This window comes from Kitasatospora sp. NPDC127035 (assembly GCF_042726075.1).
In the GTDB taxonomy this organism is placed as follows: Bacteria; Actinomycetota; Actinomycetes; order Streptomycetales; family Streptomycetaceae; genus Kitasatospora.
On sequence record NZ_JBHXDN010000009.1, the window covers coordinates 72,873 to 94,853 of the forward strand.

The 21,981-nt window shown below is 75.1% G+C and carries 18 protein-coding genes; 7 read left to right on the forward strand and 11 right to left on the reverse strand.

Annotated elements, in window-relative coordinates; translation table 11 throughout:
* Positions 1-80: 80 nt before the first annotated feature.
* The gene (locus ACFWIC_RS08175) at positions 81-1,058 is read right to left on the reverse strand and encodes a DMT family transporter (RefSeq protein ID WP_380516892.1); all 978 of its coding nucleotides are present in this window, start codon (positions 1,056-1,058) and stop codon (positions 81-83) included.
* A gap of 68 nt (positions 1,059-1,126) precedes the next feature.
* Between ACFWIC_RS08175 and ACFWIC_RS08180 the strand changes: the two genes are divergently transcribed.
* Together ACFWIC_RS08180 and ACFWIC_RS08185 are read left to right on the forward strand one after the other, a co-directional pair.
* On the forward strand, positions 1,127-1,987 hold the full coding sequence (locus tag ACFWIC_RS08180; RefSeq protein WP_329882465.1) for a LysR family transcriptional regulator: 861 nt from the start codon (positions 1,127-1,129) through the stop codon (positions 1,985-1,987).
* Positions 1,988-2,122: 135 nt separating this feature from the next.
* Entirely contained in the window at positions 2,123-3,694 is a 1,572-nt protein-coding gene (locus ACFWIC_RS08185) for an alpha/beta hydrolase (RefSeq protein ID WP_380360346.1), read from the forward strand.
* A gap of 135 nt (positions 3,695-3,829) precedes the next feature.
* On the opposite strand, the gene ACFWIC_RS08190 is transcribed toward ACFWIC_RS08185, so the two are convergent.
* The 9 genes from ACFWIC_RS08190 to ACFWIC_RS08230 all read right to left on the reverse strand — a co-directional run bounded on the left by ACFWIC_RS08190 (position 3,830) and on the right by ACFWIC_RS08230 (position 16,089).
* Positions 3,830-5,194 carry a M14 family metallopeptidase gene (locus ACFWIC_RS08190; protein WP_355403001.1) on the reverse strand — a complete coding sequence of 455 codons (1,365 nt, stop codon included), beginning with the start codon at positions 5,192-5,194 and terminating at the stop codon, positions 3,830-3,832.
* A 174-nt stretch (positions 5,195-5,368) separates the two neighbouring features.
* Positions 5,369-6,937: a VWA-like domain-containing protein gene (locus tag ACFWIC_RS08195; RefSeq protein ID WP_380516897.1), complete on the reverse strand. Its 1,569-nt coding sequence runs from the start codon at positions 6,935-6,937 to the stop codon at positions 5,369-5,371.
* Positions 6,934-8,169, reverse strand: coding sequence for an AAA family ATPase (locus tag ACFWIC_RS08200; protein ID WP_380517057.1), 1,236 nt, complete (start codon positions 8,167-8,169; stop codon positions 6,934-6,936). The genes ACFWIC_RS08195 and ACFWIC_RS08200 overlap by 4 nt, the downstream gene beginning before the upstream one ends.
* Positions 8,170-8,249: 80 nt before the next feature.
* Positions 8,250-9,632: a hypothetical protein gene (locus ACFWIC_RS08205; RefSeq protein WP_380516899.1), complete on the reverse strand. Its 1,383-nt coding sequence runs from the start codon at positions 9,630-9,632 to the stop codon at positions 8,250-8,252.
* 152 nt (positions 9,633-9,784) lie between these two features.
* Positions 9,785-10,522 (reverse strand): hypothetical protein, encoded by a 738-nt coding sequence (locus ACFWIC_RS08210; protein WP_380516902.1) that lies wholly within the window; start codon positions 10,520-10,522, stop codon positions 9,785-9,787.
* Positions 10,519-11,877 (reverse strand): hypothetical protein, encoded by a 1,359-nt coding sequence (locus tag ACFWIC_RS08215; protein ID WP_380516906.1) that lies wholly within the window; start codon positions 11,875-11,877, stop codon positions 10,519-10,521. The genes ACFWIC_RS08210 and ACFWIC_RS08215 overlap by 4 nt, the downstream gene beginning before the upstream one ends.
* Before the next feature lie 320 nt (positions 11,878-12,197).
* Positions 12,198-13,373 (reverse strand): hypothetical protein, encoded by a 1,176-nt coding sequence (locus ACFWIC_RS08220; RefSeq protein ID WP_380516909.1) that lies wholly within the window; start codon positions 13,371-13,373, stop codon positions 12,198-12,200.
* Positions 13,370-14,809, reverse strand: coding sequence for a hypothetical protein (locus ACFWIC_RS08225; RefSeq protein WP_329950770.1), 1,440 nt, complete (start codon positions 14,807-14,809; stop codon positions 13,370-13,372). Before ACFWIC_RS08225 ends, ACFWIC_RS08220 begins: the two co-directional genes overlap by 4 nt.
* Positions 14,810-15,090: 281 nt before the next feature.
* Positions 15,091-16,089, reverse strand: a complete 999-nt coding sequence (locus ACFWIC_RS08230; RefSeq protein WP_380355589.1) for an aldo/keto reductase — start codon at positions 16,087-16,089, stop codon at positions 15,091-15,093.
* A 375-nt stretch (positions 16,090-16,464) separates the two neighbouring features.
* Here ACFWIC_RS08230 and ACFWIC_RS08235 point away from each other — a divergent pair, with 375 nt between their 5' ends.
* The 5 genes from ACFWIC_RS08235 (at position 16,465) to ACFWIC_RS08255 (ending at position 20,643) form a co-directional block, all read left to right on the forward strand.
* Entirely contained in the window at positions 16,465-17,376 is a 912-nt protein-coding gene (locus ACFWIC_RS08235) for an LLM class flavin-dependent oxidoreductase (RefSeq protein WP_380516913.1), read from the forward strand.
* Positions 17,373-17,801, forward strand: a complete 429-nt coding sequence (locus ACFWIC_RS08240) for a nucleoside deaminase (protein WP_380516916.1) — start codon at positions 17,373-17,375, stop codon at positions 17,799-17,801. Before ACFWIC_RS08235 ends, ACFWIC_RS08240 begins: the two co-directional genes overlap by 4 nt.
* Positions 17,802-18,020: 219 nt before the next feature.
* Positions 18,021-19,280, forward strand: coding sequence for a hypothetical protein (locus ACFWIC_RS08245; protein ID WP_380516919.1), 1,260 nt, complete (start codon positions 18,021-18,023; stop codon positions 19,278-19,280).
* Positions 19,281-19,486: 206 nt separating this feature from the next.
* Positions 19,487-19,906 (forward strand): nuclear transport factor 2 family protein, encoded by a 420-nt coding sequence (locus ACFWIC_RS08250; RefSeq protein WP_380516922.1) that lies wholly within the window; start codon positions 19,487-19,489, stop codon positions 19,904-19,906.
* A gap of 146 nt (positions 19,907-20,052) precedes the next feature.
* Entirely contained in the window at positions 20,053-20,643 is a 591-nt protein-coding gene (locus ACFWIC_RS08255) for a DinB family protein (protein ID WP_355403020.1), read from the forward strand.
* 110 nt (positions 20,644-20,753) lie between these two features.
* Here the strand turns inward: ACFWIC_RS08255 and ACFWIC_RS08260 are convergent, their stop codons facing one another.
* On the reverse strand, positions 20,754-21,722 hold the full coding sequence (locus ACFWIC_RS08260) for an HD domain-containing protein (RefSeq protein WP_380516925.1): 969 nt from the start codon (positions 21,720-21,722) through the stop codon (positions 20,754-20,756).
* Between the last annotated feature and the right edge of the window lie 259 nt (positions 21,723-21,981).

Genomic DNA, 21,981 nt, shown 5'->3' on the forward strand with positions numbered 1-21,981 from the left:
GACATGACGGTCATCCGTCGAACTGATGACCGGTCAGTAGTGTAGAAGATCTTGTCCGATGCTCGGACACCACCCACCGCTCAGCCGGACGACCGGCCCGCCGAACCCGTCCGCACCGCCCCCGCACCGGCCACCACCACCAGGGCGACCGCCAGACACTGCCCGGCCGACAGGGCCTGCCCGAGGACCAGGAACCCGGCCAGTGCCGCGATCGCCGGGGACAGGCTCATCAGCACCGCGAAGGTCGCCGCGGGCAGGCGGCGCAGGGCCAGCAGTTCCAGCGTGTACGGCAACCCCGAGGACAGCAGTGCCACGGCGAGCCCCGGTCCCAGGACCCGCGGATCGAGCAGCGCTCCGCCCGCGGAGGCGACCCCGAGCGGCAGGCTGACCAGCGCGGCCACGGCCATCGCCAGGGCCAGCCCGTCCAGCCGGGGGAACCGGGCCCCGGTCCGGGCGTTGCACACGATGTACAGCGCGCACAGCGCGCCGGCGCCGAGCGCGAACCCGGCGCCCGCCGGGTCGAGCCCGTCGAAGCCGTCCCGCCCGAGGAGGAAGACGCCGACGAGCGCCAGTCCCGCCCACAGCAGGCTGACCGGTCGGCGCGCGGTGACGACGGACAGCAGGAGGGGGCCGAGGACCTCCAGGGTCACCGCCGGGCCCAGCGGGATCCGGTCGATCGCCTGGTAGAACAGGATGTTCATGCCGCCGAGCGCGACCCCGAAGGCGCCGACCAGCGCCCAGTCCCCACGGCTGTGGCCGCGCAGCCGGGGCCGGCAGACGGCCAGCAGCAGGACGGCGGCGATCGTCACCCGCAGGGTCACCACGCCGAGAGCCCCGACGCGCTGGAAGAGCAGGGCGGCGACGGCGGAACCGAAGTGCACCGACAGGCCGGCCGCCACCACCAGTCCGATGCCGCCGAGGCTGCCGAGACCGGCGCCGGCCGGCGCCGGGGCCGCGCCGGGCGCTCCCGCGGCTCCCGCGGCTGCCGGTGCCGCCGCCCCCGCGGCTGCCCGTGCCGCCGCTCCTGCCGTGACCGGGTGGGACCTCGTGTTCGTCATGTCTCCACGCTAGGAAGCCGTCCGCCCCGCGGGAAATGCCGATCGGACCGCGGTTATGCTTGCCGCGCATGACCATGGAGCTGCGCCACCTGCGAGCCTTCCTCGCCATCGCCGAGGAGGGCACGATCACGCGCGCCGCGGCCCGCCTGCACATCGGCCAGCCCGCGCTCTCGCGGACGCTGCGCCGGCTGGAGGACCACCTCGGCGTACGCCTGATCGACCGCTCCACCCACCACCTGGAGCTCACCCCGGCGGGCCGGGCGTTCCGCGACCGGGCCGCCGCCGCGGTGGCGGCCGTGGAGGCGGCCCTCGATCCCCGCGCCCTGACGGTCCTTCCGCTGCGCCTCGGTCACCCCTGGGCCGCGCTCGGCGACCACACCATCCCGTTGCTGCGCCGCTGGGACGAGGAGCACCCCGACGTGCCGTTGGAGCTGCGGCGCATCGACGACCGGACGGCCGGGCTCACCCGGGGCAGGGTCGACGTCGCCCTGCTGCGCGGCGAGGTGGCGACGCCGGGCCTGGTGACGGAGCTGCTGCTGGAGGAGGAACGGGTCGCGGTGGTCCCGGCGGACAGCGACCTCGCCGAGCGCGACGCCCTCACGCTGGCGGACCTCGCGGCGTGGCCTCTCGTGCTGAACACGGTGGCGGGCACGACCACCCTGGACCTCTGGCCCGCCGCCGTACGCCCGACGGTGACGATCGAGGTCACCAACACGGACGAGTGGCTCACGGCCGTCGCGGTGGGCCGGGCCGTGGGCGTCTCGACGTCGGCCACACCCCGACTGCACCGGCACCCCGCCCTCGCCTACCGGCCGCTGACCGACGCACCGCCGGTGCCCCTGCTGCTGGCCTGGCGGCGCGGAGTCCCGGCGCACCCGGCGATCCCGGACCTCGTCCGGCTGACCCGCGAGCTGCTGGCCGACCGCTGAGGGCGGGACGCCGGAAGGTGCCGCCCAGGGCCCATCTCTGCTCCGCACACGCATGATTGACACATCGTGAGACGCCCGGTCCTGCACCCCGCCAGGGGGATGACGTGGCGACTTTACCTCCCTATGGTCTAGTCCATGTTGAACGCATCACTGAGATCCGTGTGCGGGGCGGTGGCCCTGGCGCTTGCCGCCGCCCTCGCCGCCGCAGGACCGGCCGAGGCCGCGCCCAACCCGCCCGCCCAGCGGCTGAGCTGGGCGGACTGCCCGCCCGACCCCTCGTCCGCGCCGGTGGACCCCCGCCTGCGCTGCGCCACGCTCCGCGTCCCCCTGGACTACCGGGCGCCCTCCGGGAAGACCATCGAGATCGTGGTGTCCCGGCTGAACACCGCCAAGCCGGGACTGCGCCGGGGCGTCCTGGTCCACAACGGCGGCGGCCCGGGAGTGGCCAGCCTGCACATCCCGAGCAGCCGCGTGAACGACTACCCCCAGGACGTGCTGGACCGCTACGACCTGGTCAGCTTCGACCCGCGCGGCGTCGGCTACAGCACCCCCGTCACCTGCGGGCGCACGGCCGCGCAGAACCCCAACGAGCTCGTCTTCCCGTTCCCCGGCCCCGACGGCTCCATCGCCCCCAACGTGCGGTTCGCCCGCGAGGTCGCCCGGGACTGCCTGGCCAACGGCGGCGAGCTGATCCGGCACCTGAACACGGCCAACACGGCGCGCGACCTCGACCGGATCCGCGCCGCCCTGGGCGAGCCGCGGATCTCCTACCTGAGCGCGTCCTACGGCACCTACCTGGGCGCCGTGTACGCGGAGCTGTTCCCCGGGCGCACCGACCGGGTCGTGCTCGACGCCAACGTCAGCCCCAACGTCACCTGGCAGGAACGTTTCGCCCTCCTGGACCAGGCCAGTGAGGCCCGCTTCGGCGACTTCGCCGCCTGGGCGGCCGCGCGCGACGCCGACCTCCACCTCGGCGCGACGCCCGCCGCCGTGCGCCGGAACTACCTCGCCCTCGCCGAGAAGCTCGACCGCACCCCGGTGACGCACCCGGTGGCCGGGCCGGTCAACGGCGGCCTGTGGCGCGCGATCTACCGCTTCGACGCCTACCACGCCGCGTTCTTCCAGGAGATCGCCGACTGGTGGATCTACCTCGCCGCCGACGGCAACGGCCCGGCCCCGTACTGGTGGCTGAACCGCACGACGCCCGGGATCCCCGCGGACAACGACGTGGCCGCGCTCTTCGCCGTGGTCTGCAACGACAGCCCGGCGCCGCGCAGCACCGCCCGCTACCAGCGGAACGTGACCGCGAGCCGGGCCGCGTACCCGATCCTGGACGGCCTGGGCGCCAACATCTGGCCCTGCGCGTTCTGGACCGAGCCGCTCGAACCGCAGGTCCGGATCACCGACCGGGGGCCCGCCAACGTCCTCCTCCTGCAGACCGCCCGCGACGCGGTGACCCCGTACGAGGGAGCCCTCGCCATGCGGTCCACGCTGGGCCGGCGCGCCAGGATGGTCACGGTCGACGGCGGCAACCACGGCGCCTACGACCCCGGCACCCCGTCCTGCGCGGTCACCGCGGCCAACCGCTTCCTGGCCGACGGCGTCCTGCCCGCGCGCGACCGGTTCTGTGCCGTGGACCCGGTGGCCGCTCCCGCCGGAGCGGCCGCGCCGAGGTTCGCGCGCCCCGGAGTGCAGGCCCTCGCCTGACGCCCCGGCCCCGAGCTCCGGCCTGACGCCGCCGCCGGACCGTCCGCCCCCCGTGCGGCCGGCTCCCCGGCGTCCGGCCGGGGTGGCCGCGCCGGGCGGGACCCCGAACGGGGCCCCGCCCGGCGCGGACCGCCGTCAGCTCGCGATGCCGCAGTACTGCTGCTGCTTGCCGATCGCGCGGTACACGCAGTCCGCCGTCTCCACCAGCCGCAGCACGGCCTCGCGGTTGCGGCTGGTCTCCCGCCCGATCACCTCGTCGGGCGGGTAGAAGCCGCTGCTGCCGTTCGGCCCGGGGTACATCTCGAAGGTGTAGGCGAAGACCCGCTGCACGCCCCACAGCCAGTCGTCGATCGAGCCGTCGGTGATGTAGAGGTCGCTCGACTGCTCCGGCGTGTAGCCGTTGGTTCCGGCCAGGGTCCGGCCCAGGGTGGCGAAGGTGTTGTACTCGTCGGCCGTCATTCCGGTGGTGGTGTTGGCCGTGGTCCAGCCGAAGGGCCAGAGCACCAGCTCGCTGTACGTGTGGAAGTCGATGGCGGCGGTGATCTGCTGCTTGCCGCCGACGACCCGGGTGCGGACGAAGTCCGCGACCACCTTGGCCTCCTTGGCGGACTCGGGGGCGCTGCCCCGGTAGGTCTCGCTGGAGGTGGATCCGGAGGAGCCGCCGCAGCAGCCCCACTTGTAGTTCCAGTTGCGGTTGAGGTCGGTGCCGACGTTGCTGCTGCCGGAGTTCGGCTGGCGGTCCTTGCGCCAGCTGCGGTAGCGGCCGGTGGCGATGTCGTACTCGCCGCCGTCGGGGTTGAGATCGGGGACCACCCAGATCTCGCGGCTGTTGACGGCGTTGGCGATCCGGCCGTCGGTGGCGTACTTGTCGCCGAACTCGTGGAGCAGGTACAGGGCCATCTCGACGGTGAGGTGTTCGCGGGCGTGCTGGTGGGCGGTGAACAGCACCTCGGGTTCGTTCTCGTCGGTGCCGACGTTGTCACTGATCTTGACGGCCACGATCGGCCGGCCCTCGTACGAGGTGCCGATGACGCGCTTGCTCATGATGGCGGGGTGGGCGGCCACGACGGCGTCGATGTCGGCGGCGGCCTCCGCGTAGTTGTGGTAGCCGGAGTCGGCGGACGGGAAGTCGTACACCGACGCCCCCACGCCCTGCTCGCCGGGTTCGGCGCCGTACAGGGGGCCGGGCAGCAGGACGGGGGCCCAGCCGAGCGCCCGGAGGCGGGCGGCCTCGGCGGGGGTGGCGGTGACGGTGACCGAGTCGGGCCGGACGGCGTCGACGGAGGCGCCGGTGGCGGCGACGGCGGTGCGCTCGGCGACGGTGCGGGGCCCGTCGAGGCGGTACTGCCGGGCGGAGTCGGCCGCACCGGCTCGGTCCGCGACCGCGGACGGAGCGGCCACCGGGTTCGCGGCGGCCTGGACGGTGAGCGGGGAGGCGAGTGCGAGGGCCAGCAGGACGGCGGTGGCCGCGGCGGGCTTCCCTCGGCGGGGCAGTCGCATGACTGTCCTCCTGTGGGGGATCCGTAGGGACGGAACAGGGGAGGAACTGCGGCGCGCGCCAGCATGATGGTGCGTCAATGTCATGCTTTCGTCAAGGAGTTGGGGTCGGGAGGCCCCGCCGAGCCCTGCGGAGAGCCGCCGGGACGGACCCGGGCGCGCGGCGCTCCGCAGGGCTCAGCGGGTCGCGGGGGCGACGCCGCCGATCTCCACCACCCGGGCCCACCCGGGCGGGACGTCCGGCCGGTAGCCGGGATCGTCCTCGCGCCACGAGTTGCCCGCGCGCCCCCGGGAGAACAGCCCGATCACCGTCCGGCACGCCGGCCGGGTGTCCGGCCACGGTGTCTGCCCGTCGGTCAGGACGACGAGCACGTCCGGACGGGGCCGCGCCCGGAGAGCCGCGGCGAAGCCCGTCCGCAGGTCCGTCCCCCCGCCGCCCACCAGGGGGATCCCCTCGGCCCGGCACAACTGGTGCACCGCGCGGGCCGCCGCGTCGCACGGCAGCACGGTGACCAGGTCGCGCCGTCCGCCCACGGCCCGCGCGATCGCCGCCACCTCCAGGAGCGCGCTGCCCAACTCGGCGTCGCTGACCGACCCGGACGTGTCGATCACCACGGACACCTGCGGCGGCCTGCGCCGCAGGCTCGGCAGCACGGCGCCGGGCACCGACGCCGAACGCCGCGACGGCCGGCCGTAGCTGTAGTCCTGGCCCGCCCCGGTGCCCGAGGCCGCGGAGCGGACCGCCGACCCCAGCAGCTCCCGCCACGGCTGCGGCGCGTGGAACGCCTCCGTCGCCCACCGCCGCCACCCCTTCGGCGCCGACCCCGGACGGCCGTTGATGCCCCGGGCCACCCGGAACCGCACCGCGTCCCGTTCGTGCGGACCGAGGCCGTGTGCCCCGTCCGGCCCGAGGTCCCACGCCCGGTCCAGCCCGTCCGCGCCGCTGCCGCAGTCCAGCCACGCCACGTCCTGCATCTGCGGTCCGAGGCGGAATCGGCGCAGGTAGTCCTCCATCAACTCGCCCTCGGGCAGCCCCAGGGCCGCCGGCTCGACCGCCCCCTCCGGCCGGACCAGCCCGTCCCCGAACACGTCGTCGTTGATCTCGCAGTCCGCGGCGATGTTCATGCGCAGCCGCTCGCCCGGACCGGTCAGCCCGCGCTCCCGCGCGACCCGGTCGCTGCGCCCGTGGTGGTCGCGCAGCAGGTGCGACACCTCGTGCACCCAGACACCGGCCAGCTCCTCGACCGGTGTCAGCGCGACGAACGCCGGCGAGACGTAGCACCGCCAGTGCCGGTCGACGGCCATCGTCGGGACCTGCCGCGACTCCACGACGTGGAGGGCGAACAGGGCCGTCGCCAGGTAGGGCCGGACCCGGGCGGCGTGCAGGCGGGCGGCGAACAGCTTGTCGAGGTCCAGCGCCGTGGGCGCCCGCGGCGCGGTCGTCGGCCGGTCGGCCACCGGGGCGGACCCGGCCGCCGACCCGGCTCCGGGCCCGCCCGCCGGGCCGGTGTCGGGCGCGGTGTCCCAGGCGGTGTCGGGATCGTCGTTCCGGAGGGTTCCGGGTGTGGCCTCGGGCATGCTGTCCCAGGCGGTGTCGGGATCGTCGTTCCGGAAGGTTCCGGGTGTGGCCTCGGGCACGCTGTCCCAGGCGGTGTCCGGATCGTCGTCCCACGCGGCGTCACGGGCGGTGGCGGGCGCGATGTCCCAGGCGGTGTCGGGTGCGGTGTCCCGCACGGGCGTGCTCATCGGCCCGCCTTCGCGGCGGACACGGCGGCCACCCGCCCGGCCGCGCGGTCGGCCCGTCGGGACAGTGCCACCGCCCCGGCGAGTCCCTCGATGGACGCGGGCACGTCCCAGTCCTCCCGGCGCAGGGCGGCGAGCGTGGTCGCGGGCACCACCACGAGGTCCGGAGCCCCGGTCTCCACCGCCCGGACCAGCAGCGCCCAGGCGGCGTCCCAGCGGGACCGCTCCGGGCGCCGGCGGACCGCCGCGACCACGCCGTCGAGGACGGCCTGCCGGAGGTCCCCCCGTTCGGGCAGCTCGGCGCCCACGGGGTCGGCGAGCAGCGCCTCGGGATCGGGCAGGTCCATCCGGTCCACGCCCGCCAGGAGCTCCAGCCCCGGTCCGTCCCCCACCGTGCCACGGACCAGCAGGGACAGCACCTCCCGGTCGGATCCGGCGGCGGTCGCGAAGGCGATCAGCCGGAGGGTCATCTCCCAGCTCCGCGGTGACGGCCAGGCGCCGCCGCGCCGGGTCTCGTTCTCGGGCAGCCGGTGGACCAGTGCGGGGCGGGCGGTCAGCAGCCCGCACACCGCGCGTCGGGCGAAGTCCACGGCCCCGGTGAGGCGTTGGGGGTCGAGCCGCGGCAGGGTGGCCCGCGGCCAGGTCCCGCCGAGGCCGCGGATCACCACCTCGGGATCGTGGGTCCACTGGAGATGGACGAACCGGTTGGCCAGCGGCGGGCTGAGCTCCCAGCCGTCCGCCGCCGAGGAGCGCGGATTGGCGGCGGCCACGATCCTGACGCCGGGCGGGAGCCGGAGCGCGCCGATCCGCCGTTCCAGGACCAGCCGCAGCAGGGCCGCCTGGACGGCCGGTGGCGCGGTGGACAGCTCGTCCAGGAAGAGCAGTCCTCGTCCGGCCCGGACCAGACGGACCGCCCAGTCCGGTGGGGCCATGGGGACGCCCTGCTCGGCGGGGTCGTCCCCGACGACGGGCAGCCCGGAGAAGTCGGACGGCTCGTGCACGCTGGCGATCACGGTGGTGAGCGGGAGGTCCAGGGCTTCGGCGAGCCGGGTCAGCGCTGCCGTCTTGCCGATCCCGGGCTCGCCCCAGAGCAGTACCGGCAGGTCGGCGGCGACGGCCAGGGTCAGGGCTTCCAGCCGGGTGTCCGGGCGCGGTTCGGTGGCGGTGTCGCCGAGCAGGGTCAACAGGTCTGCGGCGACGTCGAGTCGAGAGGCGGCAGGGGCTGTGGCGGGCATGGTGGACAGGGGCGTGGAAACAGGCATGGGTGACGACCTTTCGGTTCACGGCGGGTGGGTGGGCGAGGTGCTGGGGCGGGTCAGCGGGAGTCGGCGTGGCGCGGGCGCGAGCGGCGGCCGCGAGAGCGTCGGAGGCCCGGCCGGCCGACGTGCTCCGGCCGGGAACCGACCAGGCCGGCGCGGAACAGCCCGTAGGCGATGCGCCGTCGGGCCGCCTTCTCCAGGTCGTCCCGCAAGGCACCGTCGCGCAGCAGCGCTTCGGGCCCGAGCAGACCCTCGACGACGGCCAGGGCACCGGCGGTGTCGCCGTGGGCGAGGCGTGCGCGGACGTCGTCGAGGTTCTCCGGGTGACGGTGCGCCCGGTCGATGACCTGGAGACAGGGGAGCGGCGTGCCGGTCAGGGAGGCCAGCAACTCCTCCCTGCGGATCTCGGCGGGGTCGTGGTCCAGCGGGACCAGCACCCCGTCGACCAGCCCGATCCGGTGGAGGGCTCCCCGGCACTCCACCGGGTGGGGTGCCCCGGCGGGGTCGGGCGCCCCCGCCGGGGCAGGGGCGGGCCGGTGGCCCGGAGCCAACGCCGCGGCGACCAGGGGGTGCAGGCGGTCGGGCCGGATCAGCCCGGCCCGGAGCAGCTCCAGGTCCGGCAGCAACCAGGTCGCCGCATCGGGCAGTACCGGCAGCCCGGCGGCCCGGTCGGCGGTGGACGGAGTCACGGTGAGCCCGACCCCGTCGGCGAGCAGGTCGAGGACCAGCCGCTGCCGTGAACCGAGACGAACGGCCACGGCCCCGGGGGGCCGGCCCTCGGCGCGGAGCAGGATTCCTGCCTCCGCCGCCCACCGGTCCACGGCGCAGGCGAACCCCGGGGGCACCGGGATCCGGTCCGCGGGCGGCCGATCGGCGCCGGCCCGTTCCCCTAGCTCGTGGGCCCGGCGGGCGTCCCAGAGGTGTCGGTGCAGGTCGAACCGGAACCTCCGATGCGGGTGAGGGTGAGGGTGAGGGTGGGGGTGCGGGTGGGGGTGGGGATGCGGATGTCGGCGGTCGCGGGACCCGGCGCGGGACGCGTCCCACAGCGCGAGGCCGATCCGCTGGCCGGCATCCGCCCAGGCCGGGGGAGTCCGGACCACGAGCTGCACCGCGCCCGCGCCGTACCGTGCCAGCGGCACGGTCAGCCCGGGGCGCAGCAGCCCGTCCGGGGCGACCCTCGGCAGGTGCCAGCGCAACAGGTCCGGCGCCAGGTGCCGCAGATCGCCGCGGATCAGCGCCGCGAGATCGCTGCCGTGGGCGCGTGCGACGGATCGCAGGTCCAGGTCGACATCGACACCTGCGGCCGCACACGCCCCGGCCCAGTCACCGACCAGGCGGCGGGCGGTCGAAGTCTCGATCATGGTGGGCGGCACGGCGAACTCGCGCACGCGCTGCCAGAAGGAAAGCCGGGTGTCCCCGTTCGCGGTTCGAGTGAGCATCAGCACTCACTTCGCGCGGACGGGACCCCCGATCTGGAAGGAGGAGTCATCATCGCGCCGACCCTACTGCGCGCCCGCTCGACCCCGCACCTCGTTTTCCGTCGGCCCGTCAGCGGGGAGGCCGACGGGCCGGTGGCCGCGGTGTGACCGTGTCACGAGGCGCGTCGGTCCGCGCCCGGCGGCGGGTGCGGCGGGGCGCCCGTCGGTGCGGGCGGGGGCGGCGACAGGGGTCGCGGTGCGGGGGGCGCCGTCGGCATCGGGGGGATCCGGGGGACCGGCGGATCCGCCGCCCCCGGTTCGTCGGACAGCAGCGGGATCCCGTGGCGCAGGTGCACCGCGCCGGGCAGGTCGTAGGTGAGCCGACGCTGCGCGACGGTCTGCCGTTCGACGGTCAGCGCGCCGGTGACGGTGCAGTTTCCGGCCCGGATCTCCGCCAGACGGGTGCGGCGCACCACGGCCACCACGCCGTCCAGCTCGATGACGAGGGCCAGCGCCATCCGGACCGAACCGACCGGGGTGCCGTCCACCAGCAGGTCGACGTGCGGGCTGTTGGTCGAGGTGATGCGGTGCCTGGCCAGCGCCACGACCTCCTCGGTGTCGGGGGCGGCCCGGGTGCGCCGGGCGGCCGATGTCAGGGCCGCGTACCGGCTCCAGCCGGAGGCGGCGCACTCGAACAGGTTCCGGCCGAGCAGGCCGTCCAGCGCCGCGGCCACTTCGTGTTCGACGGCCCGCCCGGCCGCGCCGGTGAACCGGGGGACACCGCGCATCAGGGCATCGACGGTGCCTTGTTCGCGCAGGGCCCCGGTGAGCGCGTCCATGGCGCTGCCGGCCTCCGCCGAGAACAGCAGGTCCCGCGCGGTGGCCGGGTCGGTCAGGGTGGCGCCGGTCATTCCTCCTCCTCGTGCTCCTCGACGCGGTGGGTGCCGGGATCGGATCGCGGCTCCAGCCGGACGGTGCGGGTCGGGCCCGCCGGGTCGTCGGTCTCGTCCACCCGCGGCCGGGGTGGTTCACCGGGGGCGGGCTCGACGGCGACGTGCCCGGAGGCCCAGCGCGGGCCCCGATGTCGGCCGACGACGTAGGCCCCGGCGGCGGCGGCCAGCACGGCGGCACCACCGGCCGCCGGGCCGACCACCCAGGTGGTGGGCGTCGCGTCGTCCGCGCCGGGGTCGCCGCCCGTGGCCGGGTCGCTGCCCTGGCCGGGCGCCAGGATCTCGAAGGCGGCGTCGTCCGCCATGGCCGGGTAGGCCGGGCACACCGCGTGCAGGGTGTAACGGCCCGGCCGGGCGTCGTCGGCGATCCGGGTGGTCGTGGTGAACCGTCCGCCGTCGTCGGTGGCGACCCGCCGCCAGGTGGTGCCGTTCCAGGACAGCTCGACCTCGGTGCCGTGGCAGGCGAAGCCGGCGCCGGTGACCGCGACCGGCTCGCCCACCCGTCCGCTCGCGGGGGCGGCGCGCAGCTCGGGCCGGCCGTCCCGGGATCCGGTCGAACCGCTCCCGCCGGGAGGGGTCACCGTGAACGTCGCCTCGGCGTGGTACGGGGAGTCGGGGCCGCAGGACGCCGTCACCGGATGCTCGCCCGGCGGCGTGTCGGCCGGCACGGTGAGCGGACGGCTGAAGGAACCGTCGGCGGCGGGTGCGCCTCGCGCGACCACCTGTCCGTCCCACCGCACCACGACGAGTGCGCTCTTCGTGCAGTGGAAACCGGTGCCCTCGGCGGTGAACTGCCGCCCGGCGGGTCCGCTCGCAGGCTCCAGGGCCAGGGTGGAGGTCACCTCGTCCCCCGTCGCCTCGACCGTGAACGTCGCCGTCGCGGACACGGTCACCGCCGCGGCGGCGGGCGGGGGCGCGACGGCGGGGCCGGGCGCGGAGACGACCGGGCCGTCGTCGGGCGGTTCCGGTGTGCCGGGCGACGACGGTGTGCCGGGTGACGGCGGAGCGGTACAGCCGGCCGTCACCTCGTGGGCACCCGGAGAGGCGTTCGCGGGGACGTCGACGGTTCCGGTGAAGCGGCCCTTCGACCCGACCTGGGCCGTTCCGGCCGGTGAGGAGTCCCAGGTCAGCTGCACGGTGGCGGTCCCGGGGAGGCACGCCCGGAAGCCGTCGCCCCCGACCGTCACCCGGGTCTTCGCCGGGCCGTGGTCCGGGTCGAGGCGCACCGTTGCCCGGGCCTGCGCGGCCGGGGCGAGGAGCACGGAGGCGACGGCGACCACCGCGCCCAGCAGCGCCGCGGCCAGGGCGAGGAGCACCGGCCGACCGGTCCCTAACGGCAATCGCCGCCCGCCTCCGGGGCGGTTCCGGGCACGGTGGGGTCGGTGGGGCCGGTGCGCGGGGGGCCGGGCAGGGCCGGAGCCGCTCGCGCCGGCCGAGCGGGGCAGGTGTCGGGTCATCGCCGACCGTCCTTCTACGAACCTTCTCCCATCATCCTCCGCCCACGGTCACCGCACCATGCCCACGGACGGCGCCCACCGACGATGCCCACGGACGGTCACCGGACCGGGCCCGCCGATCACGGGCGCCGTCACGGCGCGTGCCCGCACCCGACCCCCGACGGCCCGTGGAGCCCGCCCTACCGCGCGTCCGTGCGGGCGTGACGGCGGTAGTGGTCGAGGACGTCCTGGCGCAGGAGCGCGCCGAAGCCGGCCGACTCCAGACGGAGCCCGAGCTGGGCCTCGGTGAGGCCCAGGGCCTCGGCGGTGGCCGGGAGGTGCCAGTCGTGGGCGGCGAGCCGGTCGAGGAGGTGGCCCCGGCGGACCTGGCTCTCGGAGAGGCGGAAGGACTTGAGGTAGGCGATCCGGCCGTCCTCGTCGGTGATCGCCTCACCGATGTGGTTCTCCCGCTTGGGCCGGAAGTCCGGCAGGAAACGGGAGAGGGTGAAACGGTCGAGCCGGTACACCGTCCGGCGCCGGTAGTCGGCGTCCAGCAGTCCGCCCGCCATGGCCGTGTCGTGGAACTCCGCCCAGGCGCGCTCCTGCTGCTCGACGGCGGCCCGGAGCGCGGCCGGGGAGTCGACCGGACCGGCCGCCCGCAGGTCGGCCCGGAAGTCGGGGACCGGCGCGCTCAGGACGCCGTAGTGGTGGATCAGCTCGCCGTAGAGGTCGAGGAGCAGGCTCCGGTGCAGCGCCCGGTAGTCGTCGGGGTGCGGGACGGCGAACGCGGCGGCGAGCGCGTCGGCGACGTAGAGCACGACGCCGCACTGGCCGGGGTGGATCTCGAACTGCCGCAGGGCGTCGGCGAGTCCGCGGACCTGGGCGCCGCCGTACGCCTCCTCGGCGCGCGGGGACAGCCCGCGCCGCAGGGCGTGTTCGGACCACTGCTCCCAGGAGATCGACGGGCCGCCGAAGTGCAGGGAGAGGTAGCCTTCGAGGGCGAGGTGGAGGGGCAGGAAGCGCAGGCGGGTCCGGTCCGCCCGCTTGGTCATCCGGCGCGGTGCGTGCACCTTGACCAGCTCCGGCGGGGTCCCGGGCGAGGACGTGTCGAGCCGGGTCCCGTACGCCGCCGCCGGGGTGCCGTCGCCGCTCCAGTCCGCGACGAAGCCGTGCGGGACGTACGACGAGCTGTACGTGTCGCGGCGGCCCACCGCGACGGTGGCGAACTCGTCCTCGTAGAGCTCCTGGCGGAGCCGGAGACCCTCGACCGGCTCGTCCCGGACCAGCGGCACCAGCCGCACGCCGCCCCACACCTGGGCGGGCCGGGTGTCGAGGCCGGCCAGGTCGAGCCGGAACGCCGGCGGAACGGTGGTCATCGGCCTGCTCCCGCCGCGAGGAACCGCTCGGTGCGGACGGCCAGGTGGTCCGTCAGCTCGGTGAGGTCGGTACGGCCCTCCGCGAACCGGGCGAACTCGACCAGCGCCGGCAGGTCCTCGGCGTCGCGCAGCCCGGCGGTGGGCACGGTCGGGGCGAGGCGCCGGACGTCGAAGTCCTCGGCGTCGTAGACCGGGTTGAGGTGCACGATGCTGGTCCGCCGCTGCGGGTCCAGCCGGGTACGCCAGACCCGCAGTACCTCGGCGGCCAGGCCGGGCGGCGCGTTGTCCCAGCCGTCCGAGACGATCAGCAGCCGCTGCGGTGCGGTGTCGAGGGCGTCGAGGATCCGCCGGCCGAGCGGGGTCGGGCCCGAGGGGCGGGCGAGCAGCGCGTCCGTGAGGCCGGAGGTCCACAGCGCGGTGTACTCGTCGGCGAGCACCTCCAGCAGGAAGTGGCTCGCCAGGGCGGCGGCGAGCGGCCGCCGACGCTTGGTGCCCGAGCCGTACGAGGAGAAGCTGTCGTCGAGGACGGCCGTGACCCGCCCCCAACTGCCCTCCCGCGCACCGGCGGTGCGTGCGGCCCGGAGGGCCGCGCCGCGCAGGGCACCGGTCAGCTCCGCCCGCCGGGCCGTCCGGTCGGCGGGCGGCAGCCCGAGCACGTACGAGGCGAGCCGGGTGAGCGGCATCCGGGACAGGTCCGTGCGGACGGCGTCGGCGCCGTGGTCGCGGGCGGACTCCTGGAGGCGCAGCCGCTCCAGGGCGGTCATCCGCGGGGCGATGCGTTCCAGGAAGGCGGCACGGGGGATGCCGTGCCGGTGGGCGAAGCCCTCGGCCACCGTGTAGGGAAGCTCGTAGAGGGCCGACTGCTGGTGGTGGGCACGCCGCCAGGCGTCGAGCAGCGGGGCCTCGAACCGGGCGCGGCGGCGCGGGGCGTACAGGAAGTCGCCGGTCTCCTCCGCCACGGTCCGCAGGTGGGTGTGGCGCAGCGCCAGCTTGAGGCCGGCGCGGTACTTCACGGCGTCGAACGCCTGGTCCGGGCGGGCGGCGAGCCAGTCGCGCACGATGGCGCGGGTGCGGCGGTTGTTGACCTTGGCCCGGCGCAGGTCGGCGATCAGCCGGTAGACCCGCTGCGGGGGCAGCAGCGCCAGCCGGCGTGCGATCAGCCGGCCCTCGGTGTGCCGCTGCTCGACGGTCGCGTCGCGGGCGCTCTCCAGCAGGTGCCGGACGATCAGTGCCGCGTTGTGGTCGTTGATGTCCAGGGCGAGCGCGGCGGCGTACGGTCCGCGGTAGTTGACGAGCATGTACGTGTGCAGGAAGTCGAGCGAGAGGCGCTGCTCGTCCGCGCCGCTGTGGAACTCGCGCTGGCCGGTGCCGGTGATGGCGGCGTTGACGAAGAGCAGCACGTCCTCGGCGGCGATCAGGTCGCCGTACGTCTCCACCGTTCCGCTCCCCGCCCCTGTGTGCTGCCGTCCGTGACCCCGGACCCGGGGTGCCGGCCGGGGAATGGGGGTGCGAACTGCGAATCAATGCTGTACAGGCGCGTTTCGGAAGTCGCACCGGAGTCCCGCGGCCGGCCCGTCGACCGTAGCAGAGGCGGCCGGGCGGGGTGCCACGGCCCGGAGCCACGGCCCGGAGCTGCGGGCCCCGCCTCCCGCCGCTCCCGGTGTCGCGCTCTCGTCGCCGAGTCGCCGAGTCGCCTTCGGCGGGCCCGTGGGGGGGCTCACGCCCAGGGCAGCGCGGCGCGGGTGCGCCAGTACGCCTCGGCCGGTTCGGCCATCGGGGCCAGCCCGGCGAGCTGCGCCGATGTGAGGCCGAGCCCGGCGGCGGTGAGGTTGGAGGCCAGCTGCCCGGTGGTGGCCGCCCCCGAGAGCACGACGTCCGCCCAGGGCCGGGCGGCCGCGGCGGCCAGTGCGACGGCGTCGCAGGACGCGCCGGTGGCGGCGGCGAGGGCGCGCAGCGCGGCGGTGTCGGGGCCGGTGGCGTTGCGGTCGGCGAGGCGGCCGTTGGCCATGCCCTCCTTGACCACCACCAGGAGGCCCGCCGCGTGGGCCTCGGCGAGCGCCGGCCCGGCGGACGGCTCCAGCACGTTCCAGGTCGACTGGACGGCGGCGAACAGCGGCCGGCCGTCGGCCTCGACCTCCAGCGCGGCCCGGACCGTCGCGGCCTGCGCCGGGCCGCTGGTGGACAGACCCACCCGGACGCCCTCGGCGGCCAGCCCGGCCAGCCGCGTGTGCAGGGCGGGGTCGGTGAGGGCGGGGCTGTCGGGCGTGACGGAGTGCACCAGGTACACGTCCGGGCGCCTGCCCAGCAGAGCCCGGGTCTCCTCGACCTGACGGTCGAACACGGCCGTCGAGTGCTCCTTGACCTCGTGGACGGGGACCCCGGAGGTCCGCCAGTCGGCGGTGTAGGTGTAGCCCCACTTGCTGCCGATCGTCACGTCGGCCACGTTCCCCGGCCGGGAGGCCAGCCACTCGCCGAGGAACTCCTCGGCGCGGCCGTACGAGCGGGCGGTGTCGAAGTACCGCACGCCCGCCGCGTAGGCGGCGTCGAGCAGGGTGTGGGTCCGGGTCCGGAGCGCCTCGACGGTGCGCTCGGCGGGCAGGTCGAGGTCGCGTCCGAGCGTGAGGTAGCCGGGCCGTCCGACCGCGGCCGTGCCCAGACCGAACCGTCCGACCGACGGCCCGGCGGTGGCTGCGGAGGCGGCGGGTGCGGTCGGCATGGTGGGGGCTCCTTCGGGGGTCGCGGCGGGCGGCGGAAGGTCACCGCGCCCGCACCGCACCCTATCCGCCGACGCCGCCCGGACCGCCTCTGACCTGCGCCGCCCCGGCCGGCCCGGCGCCGCCCCTGCGTGGCCGGGGGCCGGCGCCGAGCGGGGGCAGGGCCGGGGCGAACGGGCGGTCCGTCACGGGCGGGCGACGGCCGGCCGACCCGTCCGCCCGCGGGCCCGGCCGCACCCGCCGCGCCGGCCCCGGGAGGGCGCTGCGCGGGATTCCCGGCGACAGGTCACGATCACCGGTGAATCCACGGCGGAACGGCCCCTGGACCGGCGGGAATCCCTTCTGGGGGCACGTCCTGCCTGACTAGGCTTCGAGCTGTGAAGATCGGAGTCAACATCCACAACTTCGGCCCCGGCACCGACCCGGGAGCCCTGCGGAGCTGGGCCCGCACCGTCGAGGACCTGGGGTTCGACCTGCTGATGGTCTCGGACCACCTCGTCATCACGCCCGACGTCGCCGAGCGGTATCCGGCCCCGTTCTACGAGCCCTTCACCACCCTGTCCTGGCTCGCCGGCGTCACCACCCGGATCCGGCTCGGCACGACCGTCCTGGTCGCCCCGTACCGGCACCCGCTGCTCACCGCGCGGATGGCGGCCAACCTGGACCGGCTGAGCGGTGGCCGGCTGGTCCTCGGTGTGGGGGTGGGCTGGGCACGGCAGGAGTTCGCCGCCCTCGGGATCCCGTTCGAACAGCGCGGCCGGCTGACCGACGACCACCTCCGGGCCGTTCGGGCGGCCTGGGCCGACACCGCCGACTACGGTGCCGGGCGGATCCCGGTCTGGGTCGGCGGGAACAGCGACGCCGGGTTGCGGCGTGCCGTGCGCTTCGGTGACGCCTGGCACCCGCTGCGGCCCACCATGCCGTGGCTGTGCGAGGCGGCGGTGAGGCTGAAGGCCGTCGCCGACGAACTGGGGCTCCCCGTACCGGCCTTCGCGCCACGGATCGCCCTCCGGCTCACCGGGGCACCGATCGTCGGCCCGGACCGGAAGGCCGGTGAGGGCACGATCGAGCAGATCACGGACGACCTGGACCGGCTGCGGCTGCTGGGCGCGGAGACCGTCGTCCTCGACCCCTACGACGGGGACCCGCGCACGACCTGCCACCCGGAGACGGGCCGGGAGGCGCTCGCCGCGGTGGCCGCACACCTCCACCGTCCTCACAGCCGAGACAGCCGAGACAGCCGAAACAGTCGAAGCAGCAGCCGACGCAACCCGACGGAGCAGCCATGACCGCACCCCACGACCTCGCCCTCCTCCGACGGGCCGTCGCAATCGCGGCCGAGGCCCGCGACAGCGGCAACCCGCCGTTCGGCTCGCTGCTCGCGGGCCCGGACGGGACGGTCCTGGCGGAGGACCGCAACACGACCCTCACCGATCAGGACATCACCGCACACCCGGAGTTGAAGCTGGCGCGGTGGGCCGCGCGGGAGCTGGACCCGGCCACGGCGGCAGGAACCACCCTGTACACCAGCTGCGAGCCCTGCCCGATGTGCGCGGCGGTCGTCCGGCGGGCGGGCCTGCGGCGGGTGGTGTTCGCCCTGTCCGGCGAACAGCTCCTGGACATCAGGCCGGGCAGCGATCAGCCGCCCGTCCCGCAGGAGGGCCCCGCCCTGCTCGACGAGGCCCGGTCCGTCGTCGAGCCGTACTACCGCTGACCCCCGGCGCCCGGCGTCCGGCGCCCCGTTCACCTGCGACGGGGCGTGGGGGGTTGTCGGTCGGGTGCGGTAGTTTGTGCTCGCTCCGGGGAGGCAGCCGGGAAATGCAGGTGCCCGCGCGAGGGGTGCTGTGCTTGCCTGTGTCCTGTCGTACACAGGCAGCGGACCAGTTGCTTCCCCGATCTCTACGCCGCTCTCAGGAGGCTTCCCATCAACGCCGTGATACGCAGGACCGTCCGCACCACCCTGGTCGCCGCCGCCTGCAGCACCGTTCTCGCCGCCGGGCTCGCCGCGTGCGGTACCGTCCAGCAGCTCACCGCCGCGGAGAAGGTGTCCGACGCCTTCGGGAAGCTCAACGACAGCAAGTCGTTCAGTGCGAAGTTCTCCATCGACGCGACTCCCGCGCAGATCGAGGCCTTCGGCACCGCCACCGGCGAGAAGGTCGACGCGGAGACCGCGGCCGCGCTCTCCGCCGTGAGCCTGGCGGTCTCCTTCAGCGCGGACAAGCCGCTCAAGGACGTCAAGCCGAGCAAGGGCGCCGACGGCAAGACCGTCGACGCGCTGTCGGACAAGTCGGTCTCCTTCTCCTACGCGCTCACCGGCAAGGGCGGCGCGTCGCTGGTCGAGCTGCGCCAGGTCGGCGGCAAGACCTACGCGCAGGCCGACCTCGCGGGCATCGCCACGCTGGTCGGCGAGGACCCGGCCCAGGTCAAGGAGATGACGGAGGGCCTGCCGACGGCCCTGAAGGACGGCCTGACCGGGAAGTGGGTCACCTTTGACGCGTCGGCGCTCCAGGACTCCGCGAAGTCGGCCGGCGGCAAGGCGGGGGCCTCGCCCTCCGCCGCGCCCACGCTGGACCCGAAGGTCTCGGAGGGCCTCGCGACGTCGCTGAAGAACATCTTCACCAGTGACGTCTCCTTCGAGGACAAGGGCAAGAAGGACGGCAAGGACCTGATCACCCTCAGCGCTCCCGCCCGCAAGCTGGCGGACGACCTGCTGAAGGCCGTCGAGCCGCTGGCCAAGGAGCTTCCGAGCGGGGCCAAGCTTCCGAAGGCCGTCCCGAGTGACGTGCCTGACCGCAAGCTGGCCCTGGACCTCTACCTGGACGGCGGCGCGCTGTCCGCCGTGACCTTCGACCTCGCCCAGCTGGAGGAGAAGCCCACCCCGGGCGCCACGCTTCCGGTGCGGATCGCGTTCGGCAAGGACGCCCCGGCGGTCCAGGCGCCCTCCGGTGCCGCCGAGATCACCTCGGCGGACATCGAGGACATCTTCGGCGGCCTCCTCGGCGGCGGCCTCGGCGGTGCCTCCGTGGGTGGCGCGGACGACTCGGCCGGTGCGGCGGCGGCCACGCCGCTCACCGACGCCCAGGTGGAGGAGCTGACCAAGGGCGGTGGGCTGACCGAGGACGAGGTGCGCCTCTACAACAAGCTGGGCCTCGGCTACGAGGACATCAAGGACCTGGCCACCGCGGGCGCCTGACCTGACCTGACCAAGGCCTGTCTGCGGTCCGCCCGTCCCGTTCGCCCCGTCCGCCGCACCCGGTGGGCGGGGCGAACGCGTGTCCGGCCGGTCCGCCGGAACGCGCCCGCCCCCGGGCCGGAGCAGGAATCGGCCCGGAACCGGTCGTCCCGGAAGCAATCCTGTGATGGTGTGGTACCCCGTGTCCGAGTCCAGGGGAGGCCACCGTGTTCCGAACGCCGCAGCAGATCTTCCAGAGCTACGTCTACGCGGGTTCCCTGACCCGGAACGCCGACGCCCTGGCCGAGAACTTCACCGAGGACGGTGTCCTCGAAGCGCCGCTGATGCCGGCCGGCGCCGCTTTCCCCAGGAAGCTGGTGGGGCGCGAGGAGATCCGTCGGACGATGGCGGCCTACTACGAGCGGGAGTCGGAGGGCGGCCGGTTGCCGAACCTGGAGAAGTCCGGGTACGTGCTGCACGCGACCGCCGATCCCGACGTGTTCATCGCCGAGATCGACACGGTCTTCGACGGGCCCGGTGACGGGGGAGGGGGCGACGAGACCGTCTCGCTGGTGCAGATCTTCCGCGTCCGGGACGGGAGGATCGCTCGCCTGCGGGACTACTTCGCGCCCGAGTTGATGAGCTGAGGACGTTCGAGCACGCGTCACGCCGGCACGCTCACCACCGGGGCCCGCGCGGCCGGGTCGGTCACCGCCGGTCACCGCCGGTCGTCGCCGGTCGTCGCGGGGAAACCCGCTGGCGAACCGTCCTCTCTCCGACGATCATGGAACGCATGAGCGACCTCCTCCCGACCGACCCGACCGAGACCGACCGGCCCGCACGATGGAGCCGGGCGACCGTCTACCCCGACATGTGGGCCGATCCGGACGACGACCCCCGTGCCCGGGACCAGACCGGTCCGGACGGCGAGCTCGCGACGCTGCTGAACTTCCTGGCGGACTACCGCACCACCCTGCGGATGAAGTGCGAGGGCCTCGACGCCGAACAGCTCGCGCGCCGGTCGGTCCCGCCGTCGACGATGTCGTTGCTCGGTCTCGTCCGGCACCTCGCCGAGGTGGAACGGGACTGGCAGAACTGGATCACCGACGGTGAGCCGCTGCCGAAGCTGTACGGCAGGCGCGACGCGGACTTCGACGAAGCCGTCGCCGAACAGGCCGTGGTCGACGGCGCGTACGCGGATCTGGCGCGCGAGCAGGCCGCGACCGATGCCGCCCTGGCCGGGCACCCGGACCTCGGCGAGCGCCTGGGGAAGGACGGGATCGCGGTGCGGGAGCTGATGGTCCACCGGATCGAGGAGTACGCCCGACACTGCGGGCACGCCGACCTGCTGCGCGAGTGCGTCGACGGGAGGGTGGGCCAGTAGCTCGTGCGACGGGCGGACCGGGGGCGACGTCCTCTCCTTTCGCCCGCCGGTGCGCCCTCGCGTCGTCGTGTCCCCGCGTCCCCGTGCCCCGCGTCCCCGTGCCGGGTGTCTCAGTCCCACCGGACGCGGAACATGGTGGACAGCGACTTCAGCGCGTCGAGCTCGGCGGCCAGTTCCGGCGCGGACACCTCGATCCGCCGCCCGTCCACCAGCGGCTCGGAGCTGTAGATCTTGCGCAGCGAGAAGTCCCAGCCGGAGGCGTCCCCGGGAACGCCCGGAGCGCTGCCGGCCGTGACCTTCAGCCGGTGCGGCTCGTACCGGATCATGGCACTCTCCACCCGCGTGGCCTCGCAGGCGTCGAGCGCGGACCACAGCTGCGGATCGGTCAGCCGAGCGAGCCCGGCCGGGGCGAGGTCCGTGCTGTCGAGCAGCCGGCGGGCCAGGCGGCGGACCACCGAGACCGGACCCACGTTGTCCCACGAGGTGTGCAGCCGTGCTTCCGCGCAGACCAGGCCGACCAGTGAGGCGGCGGTCTCGCGGTCGGCCGACACCGCGGCGTCCTTGAGCCGGAGTCGGCCCAGCAGGGCGGCCGGATCGGCGTCCAGGCGCCCGGCGGCACGCCCACTGCGCACGTAGGAGTCGAGATGGTCGAGATTCAGCAGGCCGGAGCGGTTGGTGAGCGGTGAGGGCGGCTGCGCGCCGAGTGCGGCGGCGACGGCTCCGGCGCTGATCCCGTGCTTCTCCAGCACCGGACGGATCGGGTCGGCCCGCAGCAACTGCAGGCCGATCGCGTGGTGGTCGAGGCCGGAGAGGCCCTCGAAGGTGTGGCTCAACGGCAGGTGGCCGATGTCGTGCACCAGCGCCGCGACCCGCAGGAGTTCGTCCTCCGGTCGGAAGTGCGCGACCAGGGCGAGCACGCCGAGGGTGTGTTCGAGCCGGGAGTACGACTGCAGGGTGCTGATCGTCGAGGCCCCGCCGTGTGCCACGAAGTGCAGGCGCCGCAGCGGTTCGGTGCGCAGCAGGGCGACTTCGACGGGGTTCAGCCGGACGGGGATCCGCCACAACGGGTCGGTGAACACGGGTGACAGGCCCACCACATGGGTCGGGGCGGGTGATATCGCGTCATTTCCGGTTTCCTGCAACGGTTTCTGATCCATTCGGCCGGCCATCCGGTCACTCTACGGGCGGACGCCGGCCTTGGGCAGTCAATTGATCGCCCGGTCACCGGTCGTGGGGGGGGGGGGGGGGGCCCGCCCGGGCGGGCGCGACCCCCCCCGCCCGGGCCGACCCCGGCGCCCGGGGGGCGCCCGGCCCAGGCGCCGCAACAACAACCACCAC